The 10,997-nt window shown below is 65.9% G+C and carries 9 protein-coding genes and 1 other RNA gene; 4 read left to right on the top strand and 6 right to left on the bottom strand.

All coding sequences use genetic code 11. The annotated features are described in order from the left end of the window. The 4 genes from ABIR74_RS12815 to topA form a co-directional block, all read right to left on the bottom strand. Nucleotides 1-1,165, bottom strand: a 1,165-nt coding sequence (locus ABIR74_RS12815) for an HD domain-containing phosphohydrolase (protein WP_348178733.1), incomplete at its 3' end; no start/stop codon positions are given. Nucleotides 1,166-1,401: 236 nt separating this feature from the next. Beyond that, nucleotides 1,402-1,737 (bottom strand): LuxR C-terminal-related transcriptional regulator, encoded by a 336-nt coding sequence (locus tag ABIR74_RS12810; protein WP_348178731.1) that lies wholly within the window; start codon nt 1,735-1,737, stop codon nt 1,402-1,404. A 147-nt stretch (nt 1,738-1,884) separates the two neighbouring features. Next, a complete protein-coding gene (locus ABIR74_RS12805; protein WP_348178729.1) occupies nt 1,885-2,985 on the bottom strand; it encodes a sigma-70 family RNA polymerase sigma factor in 1,101 nt (366 codons plus the stop codon). Nucleotides 2,986-3,218: 233 nt separating this feature from the next. Continuing rightward, the gene (topA, locus tag ABIR74_RS12800; RefSeq protein ID WP_348178727.1) at nt 3,219-5,807 is read right to left on the bottom strand and encodes a type I DNA topoisomerase; all 2,589 of its coding nucleotides are present in this window, start codon (nt 5,805-5,807) and stop codon (nt 3,219-3,221) included. Nucleotides 5,808-5,927: 120 nt separating this feature from the next. On the opposite strand from topA, the gene ABIR74_RS12795 reads away from it, so the two are divergent. The 3 genes from ABIR74_RS12795 to ABIR74_RS12785 are packed head-to-tail and all read left to right on the top strand — an operon-like array spanning nt 5,928 to nt 8,232. Next, complete coding sequence (locus ABIR74_RS12795) at nt 5,928-6,557, top strand: lysophospholipid acyltransferase family protein (protein WP_348178725.1); 630 nt, start codon at nt 5,928-5,930, stop codon at nt 6,555-6,557. After that, the gene (locus ABIR74_RS12790) at nt 6,554-7,378 is read left to right on the top strand and encodes a 5'-3' exonuclease (protein WP_348178723.1); all 825 of its coding nucleotides are present in this window, start codon (nt 6,554-6,556) and stop codon (nt 7,376-7,378) included. The genes ABIR74_RS12795 and ABIR74_RS12790 overlap by 4 nt, the downstream gene beginning before the upstream one ends. Nucleotides 7,379-7,389: 11 nt before the next feature. After that, nucleotides 7,390-8,232 carry a histone deacetylase gene (locus ABIR74_RS12785; RefSeq protein WP_348178721.1) on the top strand — a complete coding sequence of 281 codons (843 nt, stop codon included), beginning with the start codon at nt 7,390-7,392 and terminating at the stop codon, nt 8,230-8,232. 198 nt (nt 8,233-8,430) lie between these two features. Here the strand turns inward: ABIR74_RS12785 and ABIR74_RS12780 are convergent, their stop codons facing one another. Beyond that, entirely contained in the window at nt 8,431-9,069 is a 639-nt protein-coding gene (locus ABIR74_RS12780; RefSeq protein ID WP_348178719.1) for a response regulator transcription factor, read from the bottom strand. Between the two features lie 78 nt (nt 9,070-9,147). Between ABIR74_RS12780 and ABIR74_RS12775 the strand changes: the two genes are divergently transcribed. Next, nucleotides 9,148-10,488 carry an ATP-binding protein gene (locus ABIR74_RS12775; RefSeq protein WP_348178717.1) on the top strand — a complete coding sequence of 447 codons (1,341 nt, stop codon included), beginning with the start codon at nt 9,148-9,150 and terminating at the stop codon, nt 10,486-10,488. A 39-nt stretch (nt 10,489-10,527) separates the two neighbouring features. On the opposite strand, the gene rnpB is transcribed toward ABIR74_RS12775, so the two are convergent. After that, an RNA gene (gene rnpB, locus ABIR74_RS12770) (RNase P RNA component class A) lies at nt 10,528-10,892 on the bottom strand. Nucleotides 10,893-10,997 lie beyond the last annotated feature (105 nt).

Here is a 10,997-nt window from a genome sequence, read left to right as displayed (position 1 = left end):
CCCTGTACGAGCGGTTGGAGGTCATCGCGTTGTACGCATCGGCGACGGCGATGATCCTCGAGAGGCTCGGGATCTCGTCGCCTTGGAGCTTGTCGGGGTATCCCTCGCCGTCGACCCGTTCGTGGTGGTGGCGGACGATCAGCGCCACGTCGGCATAGAGGTCGACCTTGTTGAGGATGCTCTCGCCGATCGCAGGGTGCTCCTGCATCAGTCGGCGCTCTTCCAGGTTCAGTGGGCCGTCTTTCAGCAGCAGGCTCGGCGGGAGCCCGACCTTTCCGATGTCGTGTACGAGCCCACAGAGGTAAGCGCGCTCCTGGATGTCGGAGGAGAGACCCATGCGTTCGGCGATGTCGCGCGCGTAGATGGCGACGGCCTTCGAGTGACCGGCCGTGTACTGGTCGCTCTTCTCAAGCGTCGCGACCAGCGCTTCCGCAAAGGAGAGGTTGGCGCGCTTGAGGTCTTCCGCGAGCTGCCGTTGCTGTTGGTACATGGCGAAGAGGCGCTGAGCTGCGAGTGCGGGGATGAAGAAGAGGGGAGCTGTCCACGGGGAGACCTCGGTGTATGCGAGTGCAAGGACAGCGACCGTGGGAGCGTAGAAGGGGATAGACGTCAGCAACAGGGGGCTCACGGTTCGGATGATTCCCTTGATACTTCGACCGCGGATTCGCGCGGTGATCGCAGCGAAGAGCATGTCGAGGATCTCCGCAACCAAGCAGGCCGCGAGGCTAGCGACAAGCAGTCCACCGAACTGCGAAGTAGTGACACCGAAAAGAGCCTGCGCCACCAGGCCGGCGAATGCTCCGGTGATGAATCGAGAGCTCGCGTAGCTCGCGAGCTTGAGGCGAGGAGCTCGATCCGGATCTGAGCGAGCGAAGAGGTCGGGATCTCCGAGCATTGAGGCCGCGTTCACCAGGCCGGCTGCAAGGGGGCCAAAGAGAACGGCTGCGAACAGCGTCGGAAGCAGAGCAATAGTCATCTGCGTTGTTGGCCTAACCCAGACACCGCTTCGTTCCGCCAGTGCGTTGACGGCCACAAGCGCCGCTACCGTCAGCAGGTCGCCGCCGAGGTCGCGCCCGGACACAACGAGACCGGCACCGAGGATGAAAGCGGCAGCACCTAGCGCCATCACGTATCGCTGGGTTCTTCGCTGGATTGTCGTTGCCACTTGCGCTATCCCTCGATTGGGGTATACGATCTGTCGTGCCGTTAGTCCCCTAGCTAGGAGCAAACGATGCGTAAGTACTTTCGTCGTGTCGCAGCTCATGCACTCATGAGCGGCACGAAAGACTGGTAGCCGTCAGATCCTGAGTTCAACGCCCCGGGTGGGCATCCCTCTTCCGGGGGATTCGCTCGGTCGTTGGGGTCAGGGTCCGACGGTCTGACCACAGTGAAGTAGTAGTGCTAGGCAATGAGCCCACGCCGATAGCCCACAGCTACGGCGTGGGCTCTACTGCGAGCCTGAAGCTTCGCGAGTAGATGCCGCACGTGTGACTTCACGGTCTCCTCCGAGAGGAAGAGGCGCTGGCCGATCTCGCGATTGACGAGACCGTCTGCGACGAGCTGGAGAACCTCGAGCTCGCGGGCCGTCGGATCCTGCGCAAGCTCACGGAGGGCCGGCGGGTTGAACGGGATCACGGCGCCGGAGCGACTCGTGCTCCTCCGTGCTGCTGCCGCCTCGAAGCGACGGCTGTGGTCGCGATAGCGGCTCAGGATCTCTTTCCGTTCTGCTGCGTCCATGCCGTGTGTATCGGCGCACCGAAGCACCTCTTTAGACCAAACCGCCGCGAATTCGCAGAAATCACCCACGGTGGGGGATGCTCGCGTCCTATTCCCCCGCCGCGCCGTGCCGGAGGGTGCGGCGATCACCGGTCGAGCATCTCGGTGCTAGGCGGCGAGCGACGCGAGCTCGCGCAACGCTGCGAGTCGCGACAGCGCCTGGCCTTCGAGCTGGCGAACCCGCTCGCGCGTGAGATCGAGCTCGTGGCCGATCGCTTCGAGCGTCCAGGGCTCGCCCTCGAAGCCGAAGCGAAGCTCGAGGATCCTTCGCTCCCGCTCCGGTAGCGCATCGAGCGCCCTGCGCACTCCCTGGCGGCGGAGCGACTCCTCCGCTTCCTCGAACGGATCCGCCGCCTCGCGATCGGCAAAGAGATCGCCCAGCTCGCCCTCGTCATCGGCCCCGACCGTCTGGTTCAACGAGACCGAGGCGTGTGCGGCGCCGAGCGCCTCCTCGACATGCTGGATCGGAAGCCCCGTCGCCTCGGCGAGCTCGAGCTTCGTTGCCTCGCGACCCAGCTCCACCTCGAGCCTTCGGGCGGCGCGTGACAGCTTCTGCTGGCGCTCGACGACGTGCACCGGAACGCGGATCGTGCGCGCGTGGTTCGCGACGGCTCGTTGCACCGACTGGCGGATCCACCACGTGGCGTACGTCGAGAACTTGAACCCGCGGCGCCAGTCGAACTTCTCCACGGCGCGGTTGAGCCCGAGCGTCCCTTCCTGGATCAGGTCCAGAAACGGCACACCGAGCCCGCGATAGCCCTTCGCGATCGAGACCACGAGACGAAGGTTCGATTCGATCATGCGACGCTTGGCGACGGGGTCGCCGCGCTCAATGCGCTTCGCGAGCGTCACTTCGTCAGCGGCTGTGAGCAGCTTGTGGCGTCCGACGTCGGCGAGGAACAGTTGGAGGGAGTCAGCGGCGCCGGAGAGCGGCTCGGCCGCCCACACCGCGGCCTCGGCCTCCTCCTTCTTGCGTTCGGCCTCGGCGAGTAGCTTCTTCGCATCGGCGTCAGCCTGTGGCTGCCCGATCTCGAGACCGATCGTCTCGAGCTCGCGCGTGATCTGCTCCGCCTCCTCGTCGTTGAGCTCGTGCTCGAGGACGAACGCCTCGAGCTCGATCGGATCCACCCAGCCGCGCTCCTCCGAGCGCGCGATCAGACCCTTGATCTGATCGGATTCGAACAGTTCGGTCAGCTGGTTTTGCGTCAAGAGGCTGTCTCAGTCCTTTCGCGTACCCCGGTGTGCACAATCTCTCAAGACTCTATGGTGATTCGCCCCTGTTTTCCAGGGGTGGTGACCCCAGTGCGCTGTCACAATCTGACAACGCCGTCTCCGTAACCGTTATTCCTCCGGTCGGGAGGATCCAATCTCCGCCGATCCATCGGCACGGCGGGCCGACGACCAGTGCCCTCGCACGATAGTGGATCGGCGTCCGACGTGTGTCAGCGCTTGGCGGTGGGGCGGCGCTTCTTTGCAGCAGGCCCCTTGGCACGCCTCTCGGCGAGCAGTTCGAGCGCGCGATCCATCGTCAGGCTCTCCGGCTCATCGCCGCGGCGAAGACTTGCGTTCGTTTCGCCGTCGGTCACATAGGGACCAAAGCGTCCGTCCTTGACGACGATCGGCTTGGCCGTCGTCGGATCGGGACCGAGGTTCTTCAGGGGCGGCTTTGCCTGCCCGCGTCCGCGTCGCTCCTTCGGCTGAGCGAGAATTGCGGTCGCCTCTTCGACGGTGACCGTGAAGAGCTGCTCCTCATCGGTGAGCGAACGGGTCTCCGAGCCCTTCTTGATGTACGGACCGTAGCGTCCGTTCGCGACCTGGATCTCCTCGCCGTCCGCCGCCGTCAAAACGCGTGGGAGGGACAGGAGGCGGAGCGCATCCTCGAGCGCCAGCGTCTCGAGCGACATCGTCTTGAAGAGTGATCCGGTGCGCGGCTTCTCGGTCGAGCCCTCCTCGAGCACCTCGCTCACATACGGCCCATAGCGACCGTCGCGGGCGACCACCTCACGGCCTGTCTCGGGATCGACCCCGAGCGTCCGGTCGCTCGATCCCCTCGCAAGGAGCTCCTCTGCCTTCTCGCGCGTCATCTCATCGGGCGCCATGTCGTCCGGGACGCTCGCACGCTCCTCACCGCGCTGCAGGTAGGGGCCGTAGCGGCCGACACGCAAGACGATGTCGTCCGTGCCGGGAATCTCGATCGAGTTCACGTCTCGAGCGTCGATCTCCTCGAGGTGGTCGGTGACGAGCGCGTGCAGCCCCTCCTCGGCAGGCTTGCCGTTTGCCGCTTCGGTTCCACGATAGAACCGGCTCAGCCAGTCAACGCGGTTCTCGTCGCCCTCGGCTATGCGGTCGAGGTCGTCCTCGAGGAGCGCTGTGAAGTCGTAGTCGACCAGCCGTCCGAAGTGCTTCTCGAGCAGCTTGGTGACGGAGAACGCGAGGAACGTAGGTACGAGTGCCGTGCCTTTCTTGAAGACGTAGCCGCGGTCGAGGATCGTGCCCATGATCGACGCGTACGTCGACGGGCGGCCGATACCCCGATCCTCGAGCGCCTTGACGAGTGATGCCTCGGTGTAGCGAGAGGGCGGGGACGTCGAGTGGCCGTCAGCCTCCAGTGAAGACGCGATCACGGACTCGCCGACCTCGAGGGCGGGCAGCCGTCGTTCATCGCCATCGTTCCTGCTTTCGTCGTCACGACCCTCCTCGTACGCGGCAAGGAAGCCTCGGAACGTGATCACGGTGCCAGAGGCGCCAAACTCGGCGTCGCGTCGGTCGGCGGCCGTCGCCCCGAGGCGGAGCGTCGCCGTCTGCCCACGCGCGTCCTCCATCTGTGAGGCAACCGTGCGCTTCCAGACGAGCTCGTACAGTGCGTGCTCGTCGCGCGACAGCTCCTTCTGCACAGCAGCAGGCATGCGGAACGTATCGCCTGCGGGACGAATCGCCTCGTGCGCTTCCTGCGCGTTCTTGACCTTGCGCTCGTAGAGACGGGGCTTCTCGGGAACGAAGTCGGCGCCGTACAACTGCGCCGCCTGCGACCGTGCGGCGCCGAGCGCGGCCTGTGACAGGGTCGTCGAGTCGGTGCGCATGTACGTGATGAAACCGTTCTCGTACAAGCGCTGGGCAACCCGCATCGTCGTCTGGGAGGAGAAGCGCAGTTTCCTGCTTGCCTCCTGCTGCAGCGTCGACGTCATGAACGGGGCGGCAGGGCTTCGGCGGTACGGCTTCTCGTCCACCGATCGGACGACGAACGACGCGCCGGCGAGGCCCTCGGCGAGAGAGAGCGCCGCATCCTCCTCGAGCGTGAGGACGTCGGACTTGAGCTTGCTGTCGTCGCCAAAGTCCCGACCCTGTGCGACACGCTTTCCGTCGACGGCTACGAGCCTCGCCTCGAACGATTCCGGATCGAAGACGCCGAGGATGTCCCAGTAGGAAGCAGAAACGAACTGCATCCGCTCGCGCTCGCGCTCGACAACGAGTCGCGTCGCGACGGATTGGACGCGCCCGGCGGAGAGGCCCGGCATGACTTTCTTCCAGAGGACGGGGGACACCTCGTAGCCGTAGAGACGATCGAGGATTCGCCGTGTCTCCTGAGCGTCGACGAGGCGATCGTCAATGTCGCGCGTCTCGCCGAGCGCGCGGTCGATGGCCTCACGAGTGATCTCGTGGAAGACCATCCGCTTGACCGGAACCTTCGGCTTCAGGACCTCGAGTAGATGCCACGCGATCGCCTCCCCCTCGCGGTCCTCGTCCGTCGCGAGCAGGAGCTCGGTCGAGTTCTTCAGCTCTCGCTTGAGCTCGTCGACCTTCTTCTTCTTGTCGGGGTCGACGACGTAGAGCGGCTGGAACTGGTCGTCGACATTCACGCCGAGTCGCGACCACGACTCCTTCTTCACGGCGGCCGGAATGTCGGCGGCGCGATTCGGAAGGTCGCGGATGTGGCCGATCGACGATTCCACGACGAAACCGTCGCCGAGGTAGCCGGCAATGGTCTTTGCCTTGGCGGGAGACTCCACGATCACGAGACGACGTTCGGCCACGAGTGCCCTTTTCGGGTCGGATGACACCTTCCTGCCCGACCGATGGCCGGGTGCGCGCGTCACCTTAGCGGCGCCGTGCCGTACCGCAAGTGTCCAGAAGGGACGATACTGCCGTCGACGATGCGTTCGACACCACGCCCCAGCTGGCTCTACCTGCTCATCGGAGTGCTGAGCTACCCCGTCCTCCGGGTCGTCGGTCGACTGCGCTGGCAAGGCGCCGAGCGGCTTCCGAAACAGGGCGGATACGTCCTCGCGGCCAACCACCTCTCGAACTTCGATCCGTGGCTCGTGGGGATGCCCTTGTTCCCTCGTCGTTATCTCCGCTTCATGGCGAAGTCGGAACTGTTCTGGTTCCCGCTCGGCCCGTTCATCTCTGCCTGCGGCGCCTTCCCGGTCAGGCGAGGCCAGCAGGATCAGGAGGCGGTGGACACGGCACTCCGTCTCTGCCGCGAAGGGAACATCGTCGTCATGTTTCCCGAGGGCACCAGGCGTGAAAAGGGGCTCCGGAAGCGACGTGAGGCCCGATGGCGCTCGGGCGCTGCCCGCATCGCCCTCGAGGCCGGTGTGCCGCTCATCCCGGCCGGCGTGCATGGGTCGGGGCGCCTGCTCCGGTTCGGGCGGCTGCGCGTGGCCTTCGGCGACCCGATCATCCTCGACGACCTCGTCGGCATGGCGCCGGACGAGGCAGCCCACGTCGCAACCGAGCGATTGCGAACGGCCATCACGGAGCTCGAGGAGACAATCGCATGAAGCCTCTTCTCGTCGTCGACGGTGACTCGTTCGCGCATCGGGCCTTCCACGCGTTGCCGAAGACACTCCGTCGAGAAGACGGAGGGCCGGCCAACACCCTGATCGGCTTCACGTCGATGTTGCTGCGCCTCTGGAAGGCCGAGCAGCCGCGCGCCGTTGTCGTCGCCTGGGACACGATCGGGATTCCCACCTATCGCAACGAGCTGCTTCCGACGTACCAGTCGGGCAGAGAGTTCGATCCCGAGATCGTCGACCAGCTCTCGCATCTGCCCGCCCTGATCTCATCAACGGGAATCGTCTGCGGGAAGCAGAGCGGCTACGAAGCTGACGACTTCCTCGCTGCTGCCGTCGTCGCCGAAAGGGCTAGCGGTGGGACGACGCTGGTCGCCACCTCGGACAGAGATGCGTTTCAGCTCGCCGCCGACGACGTCACGATTCTGCAACCTGTGCGAGGCGTCAGCGAGCTCGCCCGGATCGGACCTCGGGAAGTGCGTGAGCGGTATGGCGTCGAGCCACGGCAGGTGCCGGACTTCATTGCGTTGCGCGGCGATCCCTCGGACAAGATTCCGGGAGCCCGAGGCATAGGAGAGAAGACGGCGGCGACGCTGCTGCAGACCTACGCCGATCTCGAGGCGATGCTCGCCGATGGCCGCTTCGAGACCGAGGCAGACCAGCTTCGTGTCTTTCTCCGAATCGCGACGCTCGACCCGTCGGCACCCCTTCCCGATCTGCCGGATCTCGAGCCGGACTGGGGCGCCGGCGCGGCTGCCGCCGAGGCGCTCGGGGTCGCACGTCTGGCGCGGCAGCTTCGAGAGGTTTGACGATCGAGATCGTGAGTCAGCGGGCGATGGTCGACCTGCACCCGACGGGCGACAATCACCCCGAGACGGGAGGCCGGCTCGCGGCTCTTCTCGCGGCGTTCGATCCAGAGCTCGAGGGAGAGTCGGCGAGCGTTGACGCGATCGAGCGAGCGCATGACGGCGAGTACGTCGAACGGATCGCGGCTCTCGCCGAGGAGACGTGGCTCGATGGAGACACCCCCGCCGGCCCGAGCACCTGGGAGGCGGCGAGCCTTGCCGCCGGGTGTGCGATCCGCGCGGCGGACGTAGGAGGCTTCGCGCTCGTCCGTCCTCCGGGGCACCACGCACTCCCCGGTCGAGGTATGGGCTTTTGCGTCTTCGGCAACGTGGCAATCGCGGCCCGTCACGCACAGGCCGAGCTCGGGATCGAACGGGTTGCGATCGTCGACTGGGATGTGCATCACGGCAACGGCACCGAGGCGATCGTCCGCGGGGACGAATCGATTCTGTTCGTCTCGCTACACCAGTGGCCGTACTATCCGCACACTGGTGGGCCGGACACGAGCGACGCGACAGTGCTCAACATCCCGCTTCCGGCCGGGTCGGGAGACGCGGCGTACGCTCGCGCGTTTCGCTCGCTGGTCGAGCCGGCCGTCCAGGCATTCGAGCCCGGACTCCTGATCGTCTCGGCGGGATTCGATGCACACGTGGATGATCCGCTTGCCGACATGACCGTGACAGCCGACGGCTTCAGGGAGATGGCTGCACGTTGCACGCAGCTCTGCTCGCGGGTCTCCGCTGTACTCGAGGGCGGCTACAACATCGCCACGCTCCCCTCACTCGTCGAGGCGTCGCTCGAGGGATTCTCCTCCTAGACGCGCCACGGTGCGCCTGTCCCGGAACGTTGAAACGGCCGGGGTGCGGCCCGGCCGTTTCGGTGCGGTTTACCCAGCTAGCTCCTCGTTGGAACCTGCGTGGTCGATCTATCGGCAGTGGAGCCCCGCGCCTCTATCGCCCGGGCATGGCGAATCCGATCGCCCACGATGAGGGATTGCTGTGGGTGAAGCGGGGCGTCAGGTGCGCGCGGTTGCGAGTCGCTCGAGTGCATCCCGGCGCGACGACACGCCGAGCTTTCGCAGGAGGCTCTTCACATGCGAGCGCACAGTGTGCTCGGAGATGTAGAGCCGGGCAGCGATCTCGTCGGTGCCGAGGTGCTCGTCGAGAAGGAGGAGAACCTCGATCTCCCGGGTCGAGAGCTTCTGGGCGACTTCGTCGGGAATTCCACCCATGCGGCCACCCTCGCGGACGCGATCGAGAAGCCTTCGTGCGATCGACCCGGAGAGTGCTGCCTCGCCATCAGCGACCCCGCGGAGAAAGAGGGCGATCCTCTCGGGTGGCTCGCTCTTCAGGAGGTATCCGGCCGCTCCGGCCCGGATTGCCTCGAGCAGGTTCTCGTCAGTACCGGATGCGGTGAGAACAACGACCTCGCTCTCCGGTGATGCTTCGCGGATATGGGGAAGGGCAGTCAACCCGTCCATGCCCGGCATCGTTAGATCCAGTAGAACGAGGCGCGGACGCAGGCGGCGGGCTTCGCTGATCGCCTCGGCGCCGTCAGAGGCCTGGCCGACGACATCGAAGCCGTGCTGTGCGAGGAGCGACGCGAGAGCCTCTCGCGTGAGGGGGTGATCATCGGCAATCAGAATGCTTTCCATAGCGGACTCATCGGCAGCACGCGTCCTGCCGATTAGGGGTATGTGCAAACTCAGCCCTCGGACAGGTTCCGGGCGTGGTTGGCTGGCGAGTTATTGCTCGTCTGCCTGCTCGCTCTCGGGACAGCTCTGCTGCTCGCCACGGGTCGTCTAGACGGCTACGAACTACCGAACGCACGGGTTGCTCTCGACACCGCGGTAGCGATCGTCGCCACGATCGTTGCGCTGCTCGCAGCAGTCAGGTTTCTCGTCGAGGGGCGTGGGATGGATCTGCTGCTCTCGGCTGGTTTCCTCGCGATCGGGCTCGGTACGGCAACCTTCGCCGTCGCGCCCGTGGTCGCGGGCAATGAGCTCGCGCCGGTGGCAGCTTGGGCCGCCATCGGCGCAGCCCTGTTCGGAACGGCTCTACTGGCTCTCTCACCGTTTGTCTCGCGCCGGGTCACAAAGCGGCGCCGCGCACTTGTCGTGACGCTGTGCGTCGTCGCCGTCGCCCTTCTCGGTGTCTGGTTCGACTCAAACGTTCTTCGCCTCGAATTCGACCGCGGGCCGACCGAGGGCGCCCGCACGGCGTCGGTGATCGTCGCCTACGCACTCCTCACCGTGCTGTCGCTTGTCGCCGTCGTCGGCTTCGGCTTGCGCTACCGCCGTCACGGACGCGATCTCGATAGCTGGCTCACGCTGGCCCTGACTCTCGTCGTCTTCGCCGACCTGCACTACGTGCTCGCACCCGCTCGATCGAGTGACTACGTGCTGCAGAGTGACGTCCTCCGCATCCTCGCGTTCATCGTCCTTCTCGTCGGTGTCTGGCGCGCAATCGGGAGCGCCGAGTTCGGCCGGGCAGTTGCCGAGGAGCGCGCCCGGGTAGCGCGCGAGATCCACGACGGGCTCGCCCAGTACCTGTTCGCGCTCTCGACGCAGGTGAGCATGCTCGAGTCGGGAGCGGCGCTCGATGAGATCCTGCCGCGGCTGAAGTATGCGGTCACGGGGGCGCAGCAGGAGGCGCAGTTCGCGGTCCTCGCGCTCTCGTCCGCGGCAGGCTCGGCGCCGTTCGACTCTGCCCTCAAGCGCTACGTCGACTTCCTCGTCTCCGACGGAGCGCTCGACGTCGAGGTTCAGATCGACCCGAAGGTGAGCCTCGCTCCCGATGAGGAGATCGAGGTGTTCCGGATCGTCCAGGAGGGTCTCGCGAACGCGCGCAAGCATGCGGAGGCGCGTCAGGTCGAGGTCTCGATCATCCAGCAGGGCGACCGTCGGATCCTTCGGGTGGCGGACGACGGAGCCGGGTTCGACAACGACGACCCGGGCGCGGGGCAGGGCCTGAAGAACATGCGTGCCCGCGCTGCAGCGATCCAGGGCGCGTTCACACTCAGCTCGGCACCAGGCAAGGGCACCGCGATCGAAGTCCTGCTTCGCGCTGTTTAGGGCCGCCACGCATAGAAGAGCCCCGCGCTAGCGGGGCTCTTCCTTAGCAGGCCTGTAAGCCGGATCCTGTCGTGGGTGACCATCTCTCTGGGCCGGCAGTTACCTGACGGCTCGAGCGGCGTACCCGGTTCCTCGGCGGGCCGCGTCAACGGAACCTGCTTCGCCTTGCACCGGACGGGGTTTGGCTAGCCGCCGTGTCACCACGACGCTGGTGGGCTCTTACCCCACCTTTTCACCCTTACCGTCGAGACCTCCGGAGAACGCCTCGGCGGCGGTTTCCTTTCTGTTCCACTTTCCATCGGCTTTCGCCGTCTGGGGTTTCCCCAGCGTCCTGCCCTACGGTGTCCGGACTTTCCTCGAGCGCACCGCCGAAGCGGCACGCCCGCGGTCACCCGGCCTGCACTTGAAGGGTAGCGTCTACGTGTTGGCTCCGATCCGCGAGCGCTGGCCGACCGGGCGCCGCTTCGCGGCGCCAAGGCGCCGCTTCGCATAGCCCCTACTAGTCCATC

Source organism: Gaiella sp. (genome assembly GCF_039915195.1).
Classification (GTDB): Bacteria; Actinomycetota; Thermoleophilia; order Gaiellales; family Gaiellaceae; genus Gaiella.
The sequence above is the reverse complement of the archived record's forward strand: the minus strand, read 5'-3'. Positions and strand labels throughout refer to the sequence as shown.

Bases quoted from the DNA above. Each gene is read 5' to 3' on its own strand.
- ABIR74_RS12810 (WP_348178731.1), bottom strand. From the start codon at position 1,737: ATGGACGCAGCAGAACGGAAAGAGATCCTGAGCCGCTATCGCGACCAC.
- ABIR74_RS12795 (WP_348178725.1), top strand. From the start codon at position 5,928: ATGCGTTCGACACCACGCCCCAGCTGGCTCTACCTGCTCATCGGAGTG.
- ABIR74_RS12780 (WP_348178719.1), bottom strand. From the start codon at position 9,069: ATGGAAAGCATTCTGATTGCCGATGATCACCCCCTCACGCGAGAGGCT.
- ABIR74_RS12790 (WP_348178723.1), top strand. From the start codon at position 6,554: ATGAAGCCTCTTCTCGTCGTCGACGGTGACTCGTTCGCGCATCGGGCC.